The following is a 16,591-nucleotide window of genomic DNA, read 5'->3' as shown; positions in this document are numbered from 1 at the left end:
TCGCCTCCCATCTTGTATGCGGCTGCGGCGTATGCCGCCGGTGTGCATAGGGCTCTGGAGGGAAGGGGGACCCCGATGGGGGAACTCGAGCGCAACATGCGCGATGACGTGGGGCAGCCTCAAGGTAACGCTCCAAGTACAGACAATGGGGGACAAATGGATATGTTTGAGGACGAGCGCGAGCGCGCCTCGTTGCATCGCCGTGGCGCGATTGCACGCGGTGTAGCTAAGCGCGGCCTGGTGGCATTCCTGGCCTTCGCGATGGCCTTTGGCACCACGCCGGCTCAGCTGTGGGCCGAGGGCGCCGAGGGCATTGCCGAGGCTGTGGCTCAGACGGCACCGCCTGCCGAGAACGGCTCTGGTGAGTCCGCGACAAGCCCTGCTGCCGACCTCAATGCGAGCGGCGTGGTGGCGAATGGGGGCACTGCCGAGCAAGATGCCGCCGCGACAACTTCGGGCCCTACCGACAAGACTGAGGACGATAGCGCTGCAGGCAATGAGGCGCCGGTTGCATCGACGCCCGATGCCTCGAAGCAGGACGCCGCCGTTGTCTCTGCCGCTGGAGAGGCCAAGACTCAGCCTGTCAAGGCCGAGAGCCAGGATGTCTCTGCCACGTGCTCCGTCGTCGGCACCGACGCCAAGGGCGCCCAGCAGACCTGGGCCGCCGCGCAGCGGATCACGCTGAAGGAGGGCTCGACCGCGGCCGACCTCTCCGAGCAGCTCTTCAAGCAGGCCGGCCTCAAGGCCGACTACGATCCCAACGGCACCTGGGGCTGGGCGCTCAACACGATCACGTCGCCCTTCGATAAGGACCGCAAGCTCGGCTACGACTCGGCGACCGGCGCGTACTGGCAGCTGTTCGTCAACGGCAGCGCCTCCGAGGTCGGCGCGGGCGGCTACACGCTCAAGGACGGCGACTCCGTCGTCTGGTGCTACTCGAAGTACGGTGACCCCGCGCCCGCCAATCAGATTTCCGTTAGCTGCACCGTTATCGGCCAGGACGCCTCGGGCGCTCAGCAGACATGGGCGCAGCCCACGACAGCTTTGGTGGAAGAGGGCGCGACCGCTGCTGATCTTTCCGAGCAGGCCTTTAAAAAGGCTGGCATTGGCGCCAAAACGGGGAAAGGCACGTACGGCTGGTATCTCGAGTCGCTGACTTCACCGTTCAACAAGACCGTGACGCTTTCGAGCGAGAAAGTTAACGAAAACACTTGGAAATTCTGGCAGTTCTTCGTTAACGGTCAGGCGGCCAATGTCGGCGCGGGCAATTACACGCTCAAGGCCGGGGACAAGGTTACCTGGGTCTATGGCTTTGATGGAACCATGCCCGGCCAGGTTTCCGTTTCAATGGAGATCATCGGTAAGAAGGATGAGAAGGCGCAGCGCTGGACCGATCCTTCGACGCAGGTGTTTGTCGAGGGCACGACGATCAAGGACGCTTCCGCTGCCTACTTCGATGCCATTGGCATTGAGTCCAAGATGTACGACCAATTTGGTTATTGGGGTGTTCATAGTCTTGTCTCCCCGCTTGATGGCACCGAGCTGTCGGGTGCATGGTCGTTCTTTGTCAACGGCGTTCCCGGGCCTCAGCTCGATAGCGATTACGTGCTCAAGTCGGGCGACAAAATCGTCTGGGCTTACGCCCCTGGCGACACCGTTCCTAATCCCGATGAAGTCGTAGTCGATCCGAGCGCTTCGCGCCCGACCGATTGGAAAGCCGACTGGAGTGGCAATTCCAATGCGGTGGTCAAGAACGTGTCCACGCCTACGGGCGCGCTGGCAAGCTCTTGGACGTTCGATTGGAGGGCCTACTCGGGTGCCACGTATTCCAATGCGAGCGAGCCTATTGTCGTGAACGGCAACGTTTACCTTGCCGTGAACAAGCGTTTGCTTAAGATCGACGCCGAGTCGGGCAAGGTGCTTGCCGAGTCGAACCTTCAGACTGCGATTGGCTACACCACGCGTCCGATTTATACGAAAGGCTTGGTCATCGTCCCGCTTGACGGCGGTGCGGTCCAGGCTCTGACGGCCGATACGCTGACGACGGTTTGGGTCACTGACTCTGTGAGCAAATCTGCCCAGTCAAATTCCCAGTTGACGGTCGATGGCAACTATCTCTACGTTGGCACCGTTGATGTCGACTATGGAACGAGTACGTACAATAACGGTCATCTGACGCGTATTAATATACTGACCGGCGCCGTTTCTTGGCAGCATGTTAATGCTGATGAGGGCTACTACTGGACGAGCGCTACAGTGGGCGACGGCTATATTCTGGTTCCGACGAGTGCAGGTACCGTTGAGATGCTGAGCAAGTCGACGGGTGATGTGCTCGGCAGCGTTTCGGTTGGTGCCATCGTCAACTCCGGCTGTGTACTGTCCAAAGACGGCAAGCATGCCTATGTGATCTCGCGTGACGGCAAGTTCCACGTGCTGGCACTGTCGGACGCAAACGCAAGGGCCTCTTCGCGCATTTCCGAAGAACGCGTCATCGATCTTGGTCTTACGGGTTGTGCCTGCATGCCCACGCTGTATGGCAATAAGCTGATTGTCGGTGGCGAGGTTTCTGGCGGTTCGGCGCTGGCGATTGTCGACCTTGATAATGACTTTGCTACGACGTTGGTTTCGTCTGCCGATGGCTCCGTGCTTCCTGCCGGTGGCATCAAGGGCGCACCGCTCGTGAGTGTCCAGGCGGATGACACGTACGTTTATTTTACTGTCAACTATGGTGCGACTTCCGACTATGTGAACTACACCTCGGGCGGTGGCGTGTATCGCTACAAGATGGGTGACGCACAGGCGACCGGTGCGTTTAGCGCAGCGGGACACAACAATTACTGTGACTCGCCGATTGCCTGCGATGCCAAGGGTAACCTCTACTACATCAACGATTCCGGCACGCTTTTCAAGCTGAGTGGTGGCGTTAAGGTCTCGTTTGAGACTGGCGAGGGTTCTAAGGTCGACTTCCAGACTACGGCCGACGGCAAGCTGGTCAAGCCGGCCGATCCGACGCGCGATGGCTACACTTTCGGCGGTTGGTATACCGATGAGGCTTGCACGCAGGCGTATGATTTCAGTACACCGGTGACGGCCGATCTGACGCTGTATGCCAAGTGGACCAAGAATGCCGTTAACCCTGGCGGCAATGGCGGTTCTGGCACTAATGGTGGCAACGGTGGCGCTGGCAACGGTTCTGGTGCTGGCGCTGGCACGGGCACGGGTTCCGGCTCCGGCTCTAAGGGCCAGCAGGCCGGCGGCGCTATCGCCCCGGGTCATAAGCCGACGACCAAGACGACGGTGTCGACCAAGACCGAGACCAAGGACAACAAGTCCGACAAGAAGGGCTCCGATAAGTCCGATAAGAAGGACGAGAAGAAGTCTGACAAGAAGTCTGACAAGAAGGACAGCAAGTCCGACAAGAAGTCCGATTCCAAGTCCGATACGGGTGCTGCTTCCACGACTACTGCTAAGAAGTCCTCTAGTGCTTCCGAGCAGGAGACTGGCACCAACCCGCTCGCCATTGTTGGCATCGCCGCCGGCGTCATCGGTCTCGCCATCGTCGGTGTGTTCGTGTTCACCAAACGTCGGTAGGTGAGGGCTGTGTCCAATAAATCCAAGGACGCTGACCCCAAGCAACCAGATTCCTCGTTTATCCAGCTTGACGATGCAAAGCAAAAGGGCGCCGCTTCGGCGGCGTCCGCCCCTCGCCGCAAGGCGCTCCTCGGCGTTCTGACTGCCGCGTGCACCATTCTGATCGTCGTCTCGCTGGGTTTCGTCCATCCTTCCACAAGCGGTGCCTGGTCTATCGACTGGATCATTCAGACCGTGTCGGGGGAGAGCGTCGTCACCAAGGACACCAAGGCGTCTGGCTCGTCTGCCGCTTCGGGCGAGGCCAGTTCCAAGGATTCCAAGTCATCGAATGACGCAAAAGATGAGTCCAAGCATTCTGATGAGTCCAAGTCCAAGGACGATTCCGAGTCTTCAAACAAGGAATCGGACAAGAACTCGGATAACAAGAAGTCCGAGGACCAGGACGGCAAGAAGTCTGGCGATAAATCCGCTGCCCAAAATACGGGAACCGGTGATACTTCCAATGCGTCTGGCGGTGCTTCTTCGGGCGGTGGCCAGTCGTCTGATGGAGCCTCATCCTCTAATGGTGGAAACGTCTCCTCGGGCGGCCAGAGCGGCTCGCAGGAGTCCAGCTACGTCACGGTGACGGTTTCGGTCACATCGAGCGCTGTGGGCAATCCTGTGTCCTCTGGTGGCACCTTTACCTTTAACGAAGGCGCTACCGTCTACGATGCCCTGTGCGCGCTGGGCCTTTCTGTCAACGCACATGGCTCGTCGTACGGCACGTATGTCTCCGCGATTGGTGGTTTGGCCGAGAAACAGTACGGCGGCACGAGCGGCTGGATGTACTCCGTCAACGGCTCAACGCCCATGACGGCTTGCAGCAACTACGTTCTCTCCAACGGCGACAACGTGGTCTGGTATTACGTTACAGGCTAGAGGCCTCGACATAGCGCGCCAGACGGGCGGTTCGGACAAACATCCGGGCCGCCCGTTTTTCATGCGAATGGGATTGGGTTGCCGGGTCTCTCGGCAAACAAAAAACCGGTTGGAATGGGAATTCCAACCGGTTATACATTCAAGCAAATAGTGAATCGACTACGACCGTGCGCCCTCGAGGAAGAAGCGGCGACTAAAGTAGTTGTACCAGGTGACCAAGAACGTGGCGATGGCCTTCATGGCCTGGTAGCCGATGCTCAAAAACGTGACGCCCACAAACATATACAGATCGTTGAGGCCCAGGCCAATCACCGACAGGATGGTGAAGATCGTGAACTCGCGCTTGCGGCTCATGCCCTCGCGATGGTCGAACACGTACTTCATGCTGAGCCAGTAGTTGACCACGACGGACGTGATGAACGAAACCGTGGTGCTCATCAAAAAGTCGAGGTGAAACAGCTCGACGAGCGCAATGAGCATACCCCAGTCGATGCCAAAGGAGATAAGACCCACGACAGCGAACTTGAGGAACTGCTTGGTATGAGGTTGTGCCAGTGCCTTGCGCACGTAATCACATCCAATGCGTTGATGAATCGAGCAGAGGATACTTTAGAGCTTTTGCAAGGGAAACGTAAGGTCTTTGCCAAGAACTATACGAACTCGCCAAATTTTCAAGAGCTAATCCGCAAACGTTGAAAATTTGCCCGTAAACGAGCAAAGCCCACGAACAACACAGCGCTCGACGCGCGTCATCCGTGGGCATCGTAAGGCTGTAAGGTTGCGAGTTACTTGGTCTCGTCGCCTTCCAGGAAGATCTTTCGGGTCACAAAGTTGTAGACCATGACAAGCGCGGTGGCGCAGATCTTGGCGATATTGGCCTCGAGTCCCAGGCCGGCGTTGAGCGTCAACACGATACCGTCGTTGAGTGCCAGGCCGATCACGGACAGCACGACAAAGATAATGAACTCGCGGCGGCGGCTCATGCCTTCCTTGTGCGCAAACACGTACTTCATGCTGGCGACGTAATTAAAGATGAGTGAGATGATAAAGCCGCTGGTGTTGGCGATTAGGATGTTGAGGCCCAGACCGTAGTGGAGCAGATTCATGATGCCAAAGTCGATGACCGTGGCAATGACGCCGACGACGCCAAACTTCATAATCTGCGCAAGGAGCTTTTGCATGGTACCTGCCTTAGGGTGGCGCCGGGACGCCGTGGGGATGACAAACTCAGCAAGTTTAGCCAATCCCCGCGGGTGGGGCTAGGCGCGCTCCTCGATAGCACCGTTTCTATATGCATCGAGCAGCTGGCGCAGGTCCTGGATCTGACTGCGGATCTTGGCTCCTGAATCGGTGTCGCTCACCATGCGGCGACGGTCTGCTTGGTCAAAACGGTTGGTCTCGCTCTCGATGTCCACGTTGCGTGTGAGTGCCTCGGCAACCGTCGTAAAGGCCCGGTGCGACTTGAGACGGCAGCCGCGCGAGCTCGAGATGAGCGTATAGCCGGCGATACCCGTCTTGGGATGGTAAGCGCGGCAGAAGCCGCCATCGATGACCAGCAGCTTGCCCTCGGCGCGGATGGGCTGCTCGCCCTTGGTGGTTTTAACGGGCGTGTGGCCGTTGATGATGTGACCGGTCGGTGAGCATGCCATGGGCGCGACGCCAAACTCGCGCATGATGTCGTCGCAGACCGAGGGCGACTTGGTAAGCGTAAAGTACGGGTCCATCGGCTCGACCCAGGTGCTCTTATCGGCGATATAGGCGCGCTCAAAGGTACGCACCAGGCGTCCGCTGGCGGGTGAGTTAAAGCCGATCCACAGGTACCACATCCAGTCGAGGGCGTCGCGGTCGCCCACGCGCCAGGCGCGGCGGGCGATGTGGTCGCAAAAATCGAGATAATCGCGGCCAGCGTGCCAGGTGCCCAGGCAGTTCATGCTGCTAAAGGTGCCGTCTTCGTTGAGCGGCACGCAGCCGTGGAACAGCAGGTTGCCGTTGGCGACCTTGTACATCGAGCCATGAGAATAGAGGAAATCGATATGGCGATGCAGGTGATCGGCGGTGACAAACTCGGACACGAGCTTGTCGATGATGTGCTGCTCCTCGGGCGTGAGCGTATAGGGGTCCGCCGGGTCGACGGTGGGGAAGTCGTTGGTCGTGAGCGGCCACACGCTGCCGTCGGCGAGCGTGACCGTGCCGGTGTCGTGATCGATCTTGTCGAGTAACAGGCGGTCGGTCATGTCGAACTCGGGGTGGCGCTGGATAATCTGGCCCTCGAGCTTAAAGAGCAGGACGTTGATGGCCTTGATCAGCGGGGTGATGGACTCACCGGCGGTGTAGGTGGCATCGGCAAAGGCGACAAGCTCACGCAGCGAGATGCCGTAGTCGTTCTCCAGGATCTCGTAGTTGTCGTAGCGTAGGTTGTTGCGCAGCACCGTGGCGATGCAGGCGGGCTCACCGGCCGCAGCGCCCATCCACAGCAGGTCGTGGTTGCCCCACTGGATGTCGAGTGAATGGTAGGTGAGCAGACGGTCCATAATCTTGGCCGCGCCGCCGCCGCGGTCGAAGATGTCGCCCACCAGGTGCAGGTGGTCGACGGCCAGGCGCTTGATGAGCGAGGCGAGCGACTCGATAAAGTCGTCGGCGCTGGCGGTCTCCAGAATGGACTCCACGATGCGCTCGTGATAACGCACGCGATAGTTGTTCTCGTCCGGATGCGTGTGCAGCAGCTCGTCGATGATGTAGGCGTAATCGCGTGGGATGGCCTTACGCACCTTGGAGCGCGTATAGCGGCTCGAAAGCGAGCGGGCGACCATGATGAGCTGGTCAAGCATCGTCTTGTACCAGGTGGGCGAGTCCTCGCGCCGGCTGCGGACTAGCTCGATCTTCTCGCGCGGGTAGTAGATGAGCGTGCACAGCTCGCCCTTCTCGTCAAAGGAGAGCGTGTCGCCAAAGATCTCGTCGACATGTTCGCGCACGACGCCCGAGCAGTTGTTGAGGATGTGCATAAAGGCTTCGTACTCGCCATGCACGTCGCTCATAAAATGCTCGGTGCCCTTTGGCAGGTTGAGGATGGCCGAGAGGTTGATGATCTCGGTAAACGCGGATTGCTCGGTGGGAAACTGTCTCGACAGCAGACGCAGATACTTGAAGTCTTGCGGATTGCGATCGAATGCGACCATGAAACACCTTCCGATAGGGCTGGTAAAACTGATAAACAGCGTCAAACGTTTATCAGTATGCGCCGCTTTTGTTTCGATTTTGCGCCAGCGGCTGAATTGTCGGCTGAACGGTTTGGTAAATCGATTTAGTGAAGGTAGATATGGCGGTTGGGTGGAGACGATAGAGGGTGTTTTCTCAGATATTTATGCGTGGGGTCGGTGGAAACAATGGTGGTAAAGATGTTCGCAATTTTTGGTTCGATTTGGTAAATAGTGGACATATGTACCGTATGTAGGCTCACTGTGCGATAATTTGCGCAGCAATGAGTAAGGAGCCCCATATGAGTGATTTTGTCCCGACCTGTGAATCCGCCGCCGATCGAACTCGGGAGTTCTTTGAATCGCGCAATATCCCTGTCGTGTGTTTTCATTACGAGCTCGACGATGTTGTCTATACGGACGATCTGTATCAGTCGATTACGCCGGACGAGTTTTTTGCCCAGATTGCCGCAGGCGCCATGCCCAAGACGTCTCAGGTGAGCGTGGGTGAGTACGAGGAGTTTTGGGAGCCGCTTGTTGCCGAGGGTAAAGACGTGCTGCACCTGACGTTGTCGTCGGGTATTTCGGGTACGTATGGCTCGGCTTGCGTTGCGGCGCAGATGCTTGCGGATCGCTATCCCCAGGGCGGCAAGGTGCGCGTCATCGATTCGCTGGCGGCGTCTTCGGGCTTTGGCCTGCTGGCGGAATGTGCCGCCGACGTGCGCGATAGCGGGGCTTCACTCGACGAGACGGCTGCCTGGATCGAGGAGCACAAGCTCAACCTGCACCACTGGTTCTTCTCGACCGATCTGTCGAGCTACCTGCGCGGCGGTCGCATTTCGGCTGCGAGCGCGATCATCGGCACGGCGCTTAAGATTTGCCCGCTTATGACGGTCGATTGCGAAGGTGGGCTGTCGCCACGTGAGAAGATTCGCACTAAGAAGCGCGCGATTTCCGAGATGGCTAAGACCATGATGGCACACGTGCAGGACGGTGCGGATTATTCGGGTAAGTGCGTCATGTCGCACTCGGCGTGCCGCGAGGATGCCGAGGCAGTTGCGGCGCTGATCGAGGAACAGATTCCGCAGCTTAAAGGCAAGATTGAGATCAATAACATCGGTACTCTGATTGGCTCGCATACCGGACCTGGTACGGTGGCGCTCTTCTTTATGGGCGACAAGCGCGTGGATTAGTTTGCCCCATCACATCGCTGCATGATTGCTCAAACGAAAACGGCCCGCCTCACGTTTGTGGGGCGGGCCTTGCTGTTGGGGTTAGCGTTTCTTTCCGCGGAAGAAGAAGCCGTGCAGTGACGGCTTGAGGCCGCGGTTGGCGCGATGCTCCTCGACGCGCTCGTGGATCGAAGCGACGCGCTCGATGACTTCGTCGGGAATCGGCACGTCGGGATTCATGTTCTCGACCTGGCTGACCTCGGCGGCGGAGACCTGGTCGATAATGGGCACATCGTCGTGCGAGATGACAGGTGTGGCGTCTTCCTTCATCTTGCGATAACGCTGCATCATGTCGGTCTGTAGCTGCTGGGCCGAAGGCGGCGTCCAGATGATGGCGTTGGCGCCGGCGGCGATGGTTTCACGGATGCTCTCTGGCGTCTTGCCGCCCGGCGCGATGAGCGGCAGGTTGGGATAGTGCTTGCGCAGCTCGCGTAGGATCTGGGGCGTGTTCTTGCCGGCGGCGATGTTGAGAATCTTGGCTCCAGCGCGCACCTTGGCGTGGGCATCGTCGTCGCAGCGAACGACCGTAGCGATGACGGGGATGTCGGCGATGTTGGTGATGTGCTCGACCATCTCGGCAGTAGCGGGGGAGTTGACCACGCAGCCCGCCGCGCCTTGCATCTCGGAGACGGCTGCCATCTGCACGGAGCGCTTACCGGTCGTAGTTCCGCCGCCCACGCCTACAAAGACCGGGCACTCGGCGACGGTCAACAGTGCCTGCGTAATGGCCGGCTGCGGCGTGAAGGGGTAAACGGCAAAGACGGCATCGGCGTTGGAGTTGCGGATGACCGCGACATCGGTGGTGTAAATGAGCGACTTGATGCGGCGGCCGAAGAGCGTGAAGCCGCTGGCCTCCTCGATCTCGTCGGGCATGCGAAGGGCAGCCTTGCGCAGACGTCCGTCGATGGGCAGGGGCTCCATAGGGAGCAGGCCGTTGGGCGTGACGGCTACCTGGGGCTCGGTGAACTCGTCTGCGAGCTCGACCTCGGAGAAATCGACCGAGGCGACGATGTCTTCGTGAACTTCGGCAGGCACATCGATGGGAGCTTGGTCGTTTGCCGCGGCAGGCGTGTCGAAGGAGCTGGTGCCGACGAAGGCGTCGACGCGCTCGTTTAGATCGTTGAGGGTATCCATGGAGGCTCGATTCTATGTGATGACGGCCGGCAGGGTGCCGGCAGCGTTGTGCTTGCTAAATCGTTTGACGAGTTGATTTTTCCCCGCCGCGTCCCTCGTTAGACCGAAGGGCGGCGAACGTGAAGGAGCTGTGGTGGCGGGGATCGAGGTGCTATCTTGAAAGTCCCGTTTAAAAGAGAGGTGACGCGGTATGGAATTGACAGCAATGTTGGGCTCGATTGGCCTGTGTGTGGGCGCAATCGTTGCCGCCGCGGTCATCTACTTTGTGGTTACGGCCATTAAAGGCAAAAGGGCCGAACGCAAGGAGCGCGCGATGCTTAAACAGCATCGCGACCAGCAGGGCAAACGCGCACAGAGATAGCTTGTTGAGTTTTGGATCCGTGCGCTAGCTGCGTTTTCGGATCAGGGCAATGTAGAAGCCCTCAAAGTCGCGGCTAGGCGGAATGGTCAGCGTGCCGGGCATACCGTTGGCGACGGACGAGACGTGGCTGGCGGCGATGGCCTCGGTGAGGGCGTTGCACTCGATGCGTGGCTCTTCGCCAACTTCCTGAGCACGGCGCGTTTCACTTTCGCTCGGCGTGCCGTCGAGGGGGATAAGCTCGCAATCCATGTGCTTGTCGAGGGCCTCTTGCAGGGCGTCCTCGTTTTCCTGCGGCAAGATCGAACAAGTCGAATAGACGAGCGTGCCGCCCGGTTTAAGGGCTCCCATGGCGCGGTCCAGAAGTGCTCGCTGCGAGCGGGTACACTTACTCAGCAGCTGCTCGGTCAGGCCGCGCAGGCTTTTCTCGTTGCCGCTGATGACGGTGCCCGTGCCGGTGCAGGGGGCATCGAGCAGGATGCGGTCAAAGCGGAAGAACTCGTCGAGCTCGCGTGCGTCGATGCGCACGACGGGCACGTTTTTTGCGCCTTGGCGGTGGAGGTTGGCTTCGAGCTTCTCGGCGCGGGGAATGCTCATCTCGCAGGCGGTAAGGTGCGCCTGGCCCTGCGTGAGGGCGGCGATCTGCGTCGTCTTGCCACCGGGGGCCGCGCACATGTCCAGGATGTCCTCGCCTGCCTGGGCGCCCAGGACCAACGGCGGCATCATGGACGACAGACTTTGCAAGTAGATCTTGCCGTCGCGGTAGATGTCGAGGTCCCACAGGTCGGAAACCTGGGCGTCGGGCAGGATGAAGGCGTCTGGGTACCAGGCGACGGGGTTGTGGGCGATGCCGGCGGCATCGAGCACCGCAGCGATGTCCTCGGCGGTTGCCTTGAGCGTGTTGGCGCGCAGCGTGACCGGGCGTGTGACCGCGGCGCCGAAGCCCTTGATCATGAGCTCGGCATCGGCGGGCGCATAGGCGCCGGCGACCGTGTCGACCATAAAGCGCGGCAGGTCGGCGGCGCAAGGAAGGGCGGCAAGCTGGTCGGAAAGCTCGGTGGCGGCAAACTGCCTGAGCTTGAGCTCGGCCTTGACCTGCTTTTTCTGCTTACGACGACGCGGCTTGGACATCCGTCTTTCCTTCCCATTCCATTACATGTCGAGTGTTTAGTACTGGCTCTCGTGCTTGCTAAAGAAGTCGAAGCGCGGGGGCAGCGGCTTCACGCGGTGCTCGCCGGGCTTCTCGCCCAGGATCTCCACGAACTCGTCCGTGGAGGCAAAGATGTTATCCCAGCTAAAGAAAGCGACCGGGTCGACGTCGAAGTACTCGCAGATGAGCTCGCAGCCGGCCGGCACAATACCGTGCATCAGGACGGTCGCCACGCGCAGCTCGGTAAAGGCGTCGACAAGGGCCTGCGTCATCGCGGCATTGGCCGGCTCGCCCTCGAGCTTGTTGGCGGCCTTGGAGGCGTCGCTCCAGCGCTTGTTGGCGGCGCGCAGGTAGTCGTCGCACACGGCAAGCGCGCGGTGCGTCTCGAACTTGTACATGGCCTGCTCAAAGGCGAGGGCTGCCTGCTGGGCGGCTTCGACCACGGTGTCAGAAGCGGCACCGGCGGGGATGCAGCCGTTGCGGTAGGGGCTCTCGTCGCCTTCCTTGACGGCGACGCCGTAGAAGCAGCTGCGGGCCAGACGGTTGAACACGCCGGCCAGCAGCGCGCTCTCCTTAAGGGCCGGGTCGATAACGCGCTTGTCGTCGCAGGCGCGTACCTCGTTGCCGTCCTTGTCCTTGCCGGTCACACGCGTGTCGTATGCCTTGGGGCTAAAGCTCACCGGCTTTTCGGATAGGCCGAGCGACAGCCAGTGCGCGCGCATCTGCTCGCAGGTGTAGTGGTTGAGCAGGTCGTCTGCCGGCGGGGGAGGCGTCTGCGAGGACGAGCTGGCCTTTTTGCCCATGTAGAGCAGGTGGTAGCAGGCGCTGACGGTGCTCTGTGTGAGGTTCCAGCCCAGGGCCTCCCACATGGCGGTCTGCGCGATGCAGTAGAAGTAGATGTTGTCCTGGCCGATGAACTGGTAAATCTGAGCGTCGTCAGAGCACCACCAGTCGCGCCAGTCGAGCGAGCTGTGCTGGTAGGTGGGTGCGGGCACCTGCGTGGAGTCGGCGGCGGGCTCGCCCATGAGGGCGGCATCCTGGGCGGCGACGCCCTCGGTCACGCCGGCGGCCTTGGCATCGCGCGCGAGCACGGTACGCGTATAGCTGATGGGCGCCCACAGGCTCTCGGGCCAGCACCAGCAGGTGACGTCGGAGACGCCATCGACCTCGGGCACCGGAACGCCCCAGTCGATGTTGCCGGTGATGCGGAAGGGCACGAGTGCCTTGCCGCTGCGGAAGCGCACGCCACCGTTGGCGAGCACCGCGTGGGCGTCGTCGCGCTCCTTCCAGCTGGGGAAGGTGACGGTAAAGCTGCTCTTGTTGCCCTCGGGCTCCAGCACGGTGTGCTCGGGGAGCTGGTCCTCGACGGCATCGAAGGCCTCGCGGAACTTGTTCTGGATGTAGAGCTGAGTCGGCAGCAGCCACTCCTCCATGGTCTTGGAGACCACGGAGCGAACCTGCGGGTTCTGGGCGAGCTTGGCGGTGTAGGTCTTCATAAAGTCGAGGTAGGCCGGCAGGTCAAAGTAGAGATTGTCGACCGGGCGCAGCTCGGGCACCTCGCCGGTGAGCTGGCTCTTGGGCGCGATGAGCTCCTCGGGCTCAAACTGGTGGCCCAGATCGCACTCGTCGGCATAAGCCTTCTCGGACTTGCAGCCCTGGATGGGGCAGCGGCCGATGACCTGGCGGCCGTTGAGGAACGTGCCGGCCTTGGCATCGTAGAACTGCAGCGTGGAGCGCTTGGAGATGGTGCCCTGCTCGTGCAGGCGCTCGATAATCTCGGCAGTCACCTCGTTGTGGATCTGGGCCGCCGGCTCAAGGCCCGAGCCGCCGTAGATGTCGCAGCTGATGTTGTAGTTGTTGAGGGTCGCGGCCTGGCGGGAGTGATTGGACTCGACATACTCGCCGATGGACTTGTCGTAGCCCTCGTTCTCCTTGAGCTTGCGGTAGCTCTCCATGATGGGCGAACCGTAGCAGTCGGTGCCCGAGGTGAAGATGACGTTTTCGCGGCCCAGGCGGTCGCGCAGGAAGCGGGCGAAGAAGTCGGCCGGGACAAAGACGCCGCCGACGTGGCCAAAGTGCAGACCCTTGTTGCCGTAGGGCTCGCCGGCGGTAACGATGGCGCGGCGCGGCCAGCTGGGACGGTCGTTCATGGAGTATTTGGATGCCATGGGACTCCTTCGCATATAGGTAAGAGCGCGGCCGGGCACGGGGTTCGGCGGCGCGGTGGTCAATTCGTGCATATCGTTCGACATTATCGCACATGCGGGCGGGTGCGTGGCAGGGGCGCTATCCTAAGATGCTATGAATGAGATTTCCAACATACATGCGTTTGAGGACGAGGATTTTCTACACGCTTGCTTCGTGTGGGGGATGGCCGTGATCGCGGTGTTTGCCGTGTGCCTGGTGCCGGTGTTTATGCTGTTGGGCGGGCCTGCGGACTTGGACGCGGCTGAGGCGGGCGGCTGGATGGCTGTCGTGGGCTGGATAGTCGGCTTGGCTGCGGTCTCAATGGCATCGTTTGCCGTGCACGAGCTGGTGCATGCGGTGTTTTTTAAGCTGCTGGCGCCTGCGGGCGCGCAGGTGACCTTTGGGGCGAATCGCGAGACGGCGATGATCTATGCCTGCGCCGAGGGCGTTGTGTATTCGCGCCGGCGGTACATGGCGGTTTGCCTGGCGCCGACGGTTGTTGTGACGACAGCATTTGCCCTGGGGTTTGCGTTCTCGGACTATCCGCTGCTGTGCTACCTGGCGACTGGTCTGCACTTGTCGGGCTGTGTGGGTGATTGGTATTACGTGCGGACCATTCTGCGCGACCGCCGTATCGTCGCCTGCGAGGATACGTCCTTTGGCGTGCGCTTTTTCGCAAAGTAGTCTTTTTGGGGCGGGGCTATTTTAGCTGCCATGATGTCGGGGTGAGTTTTCTGGGACGGGGATGTCGATGAAGTCGTTGTTACTGCATGCGTGCTGTGCACCATGCTCGCTTGAGCCGGTTCGCCTGCTGCGCGAGGAGGGGTTTGAGCCCACGATTTGCTGGACCAATCCCAATATTCAACCGCGCGATGAATGGCGGCGGCGTCTGGACGAGCTGCGCCGGTGGTGTGCCGATGGCGACATCGAGCTCATCGAGGCGGGGGAGGACCGCGAGCGCTGGGAGGCCGGCGTGGCCCCGCTGGGTGCCGATCGGCCCCGTCGCTGTCGCTCGTGCTATGCCTTGCGCTTGGCCGAGGCATGCCGCGTTGCCCAGGAGCGCAGGTTTGAATATGTGGGTACGACGCTCGCCGTCTCGCCGTATCAGCTGTTCGACACCTGCAATGACGTGCTTGAGCGTTTGGCGGCCGCTCATGGGCTCACCCCGGTGATTCGCGATTTTCGCCCGTATTATCCCGAGGCTACGCGCCGTTCGCGCGAACTGGGCATGTATCGACAGAACTACTGCGGCTGCCGCTTTTCTGCTGTCGAGGCGGCCATGGACCGCGCCCGCATCCGCGACGAGCGCAAAGCCGCCAAAAAGTAGTTCGTTTGGGACGTCAGCCTGCTAGGATGTAGAGCGGACTTTAGTTATATAAGGAGTATCCGACGTGTCTATGCGTACCGATGATTTTGACTACAACCTTCCTGAGGAACTGATTGCCCAGGCTCCTGCCGAGCCGCGCGACTCCTGCCGCCTGCTGGTGGTGGATCGCAAAGGCTCCCAGGCGGGGAAGCCGCTGGAGCACGGCGGTACCGTTGAGCACCGCATCTTCCGCGACATCATCGACTATATCGAGCCGGGCGATGTGCTCGTCATCAACAAGACGCGCGTGATGCCGGCCCGCCTGATCGGTCGCAAATCGGGCTCGGGTGGCGTGGTCGAGACGCTGCTGCTCAAGCGCCGCGAGGATGTTGACCCGCTGGGCCATGTTTGGGAGTGCTTGGTCAAGCCGGGCAAGCGCCTGAAGCCCGGTGCCCAGATTGAGTATCGCGCCGGTGGCGCCCATGCGCCCGAGGGGGCTCCCGTGGTGCTGACGGCCGAGGTCATCGACTTTGTCACCGATAGCCGTGGTGGCCGTCTGGTGCGCTTTGAGCCGGCCGGTTGCAATGCCGCCGGCGACCCGCGCACGCTCGACGAGGCCATCCATGCTGCCGGCCACGTGCCGCTGCCGCCCTACATTACCGATTACGAGGGCGATCCCGAGAAGTACCAGACCGTCTACGCCATGAAGGAAGAGCACTCGGCTGCCGCTCCCACGGCGGGTCTGCACTTTACGCCCGAGCTTATGGCTGCCATCGAGGCCAAGGGTGCCAAGTTTGCCGCCGTCGAACTCGAGGTGGGCATCGATACCTTCCGTCTGGTGGAGGAGGACGATCCCACGCAGCATGTGATGCACACCGAGCGCTACCACGTGTCGCAGGAGGTTGTCGACGCCGTGCATAAGGCGAAGGCCGAGGGCCATCGTGTGATTGCTGTCGGTACCACGGCGGTGCGCTCGCTCGAGAGCGCGTTTGACGCCGATGCTCCGGTGTCCGATCCGGCTGTGACGGCGCGCTATTTTGAGGGCCGCGAGGACGGGGCCGATACGCTCGGCCGCGGCGACATCGTGGTGCGCGAGAACGCCACGACGCAGCTCTACCTCATGCCCGGATCGACCTATCACGTGGTTGACGCGCTGATCACAAACTTCCACGTGCCGCGCTCCACGCTCATGATGCTCGTGAGCGCGCTTGCCACCCGCGACCAGATCATGGATGCCTACGCCGCCGCCATCGAGGAGCGCTACCGCTTCTTCAGCTTTGGCGACGCGATGCTCATTCAGTAGGTTACGGCGTTTTCCAAACGCCGTAACCGGCCGACGCTGCGCGGGCCGCATTTGGACAATCTGACGTTCAATCGTCGGGCATGACCAGAAGGTCAATGCCCTCCTCTTTCACGTCACCTTGCTCGCTTAGGGGCGTTTTCGCTGACTTCGCCAAAGCATCGGCAGGTACTCATTGGGGATGTACTCATTGGGGACGTACTTAAATGAGTGCCTGCAGA

The 16,591-nt window shown here is 60.7% G+C and carries 13 protein-coding genes; 7 read left to right on the top strand and 6 right to left on the bottom strand.

Annotated elements, in window-relative coordinates; all coding sequences use genetic code 11:
• Positions 1-156 precede the first annotated feature (156 nt).
• Both ACEG18_RS07335 and ACEG18_RS07330 read left to right on the top strand, forming a co-directional pair.
• The gene (locus tag ACEG18_RS07335; RefSeq protein WP_372542051.1) at positions 157-3,591 is read left to right on the top strand and encodes a DUF4430 domain-containing protein; all 3,435 of its coding nucleotides are present in this window, start codon (positions 157-159) and stop codon (positions 3,589-3,591) included.
• Positions 3,592-3,600: 9 nt separating this feature from the next.
• Entirely contained in the window at positions 3,601-4,509 is a 909-nt protein-coding gene (locus ACEG18_RS07330; protein WP_233503973.1) for a DUF4430 domain-containing protein, read from the top strand.
• 159 nt (positions 4,510-4,668) lie between these two features.
• On the opposite strand, the gene ACEG18_RS07325 is transcribed toward ACEG18_RS07330, so the two are convergent.
• The 3 genes from ACEG18_RS07325 to ACEG18_RS07315 all read right to left on the bottom strand — a co-directional run bounded on the left by ACEG18_RS07325 (position 4,669) and on the right by ACEG18_RS07315 (position 7,685).
• Positions 4,669-5,076 carry a GtrA family protein gene (locus ACEG18_RS07325; RefSeq protein ID WP_022095123.1) on the bottom strand — a complete coding sequence of 136 codons (408 nt, stop codon included), beginning with the start codon at positions 5,074-5,076 and terminating at the stop codon, positions 4,669-4,671.
• A 218-nt stretch (positions 5,077-5,294) separates the two neighbouring features.
• Complete coding sequence (locus ACEG18_RS07320) at positions 5,295-5,690, bottom strand: GtrA family protein (RefSeq protein ID WP_372542049.1); 396 nt, start codon at positions 5,688-5,690, stop codon at positions 5,295-5,297.
• 78 nt (positions 5,691-5,768) lie between these two features.
• A complete protein-coding gene (locus ACEG18_RS07315; RefSeq protein ID WP_372542047.1) occupies positions 5,769-7,685 on the bottom strand; it encodes a fructose-1,6-bisphosphatase in 1,917 nt (638 codons plus the stop codon).
• 320 nt (positions 7,686-8,005) lie between these two features.
• Between ACEG18_RS07315 and ACEG18_RS07310 the strand changes: the two genes are divergently transcribed.
• The gene (locus ACEG18_RS07310; protein ID WP_372542045.1) at positions 8,006-8,896 is read left to right on the top strand and encodes a DegV family protein; all 891 of its coding nucleotides are present in this window, start codon (positions 8,006-8,008) and stop codon (positions 8,894-8,896) included.
• An 81-nt stretch (positions 8,897-8,977) separates the two neighbouring features.
• Here the strand turns inward: ACEG18_RS07310 and ACEG18_RS07305 are convergent, their stop codons facing one another.
• Positions 8,978-10,069, bottom strand: a complete 1,092-nt coding sequence (locus ACEG18_RS07305; protein ID WP_372542043.1) for a beta/alpha barrel domain-containing protein — start codon at positions 10,067-10,069, stop codon at positions 8,978-8,980.
• Positions 10,070-10,259: 190 nt separating this feature from the next.
• Here ACEG18_RS07305 and ACEG18_RS07300 point away from each other — a divergent pair, with 190 nt between their 5' ends.
• Complete coding sequence (locus ACEG18_RS07300) at positions 10,260-10,430, top strand: hypothetical protein (protein WP_158564430.1); 171 nt, start codon at positions 10,260-10,262, stop codon at positions 10,428-10,430.
• Between the two features lie 24 nt (positions 10,431-10,454).
• Here the strand turns inward: ACEG18_RS07300 and ACEG18_RS07295 are convergent, their stop codons facing one another.
• Together ACEG18_RS07295 and ACEG18_RS07290 are read right to left on the bottom strand one after the other, a co-directional pair.
• Positions 10,455-11,558 (bottom strand): RsmB/NOP family class I SAM-dependent RNA methyltransferase, encoded by a 1,104-nt coding sequence (locus tag ACEG18_RS07295; protein WP_372542041.1) that lies wholly within the window; start codon positions 11,556-11,558, stop codon positions 10,455-10,457.
• Positions 11,559-11,594: 36 nt separating this feature from the next.
• Complete coding sequence (locus ACEG18_RS07290) at positions 11,595-13,745, bottom strand: methionine--tRNA ligase (RefSeq protein ID WP_372542039.1); 2,151 nt, start codon at positions 13,743-13,745, stop codon at positions 11,595-11,597.
• A 133-nt stretch (positions 13,746-13,878) separates the two neighbouring features.
• Here ACEG18_RS07290 and ACEG18_RS07285 point away from each other — a divergent pair, with 133 nt between their 5' ends.
• From ACEG18_RS07285 to queA, 3 genes are all read left to right on the top strand, one after another.
• On the top strand, positions 13,879-14,448 hold the full coding sequence (locus ACEG18_RS07285) for a DUF3267 domain-containing protein (RefSeq protein WP_372542037.1): 570 nt from the start codon (positions 13,879-13,881) through the stop codon (positions 14,446-14,448).
• 67 nt (positions 14,449-14,515) lie between these two features.
• Positions 14,516-15,091 carry an epoxyqueuosine reductase QueH gene (locus ACEG18_RS07280; RefSeq protein ID WP_117564473.1) on the top strand — a complete coding sequence of 192 codons (576 nt, stop codon included), beginning with the start codon at positions 14,516-14,518 and terminating at the stop codon, positions 15,089-15,091.
• Positions 15,092-15,161: 70 nt separating this feature from the next.
• Positions 15,162-16,373: a tRNA preQ1(34) S-adenosylmethionine ribosyltransferase-isomerase QueA gene (queA, locus tag ACEG18_RS07275; RefSeq protein ID WP_372542141.1), complete on the top strand. Its 1,212-nt coding sequence runs from the start codon at positions 15,162-15,164 to the stop codon at positions 16,371-16,373.
• Positions 16,374-16,591: the final 218 nt, after the last annotated feature.

Source organism: Collinsella aerofaciens (assembly GCF_041537385.1).
Classification (GTDB): domain Bacteria; phylum Actinomycetota; class Coriobacteriia; order Coriobacteriales; family Coriobacteriaceae; genus Collinsella; species Collinsella aerofaciens_BV.
Note: the sequence above shows the minus strand (reverse complement) of the source record. Positions and strands in the feature narration are given on the sequence as shown.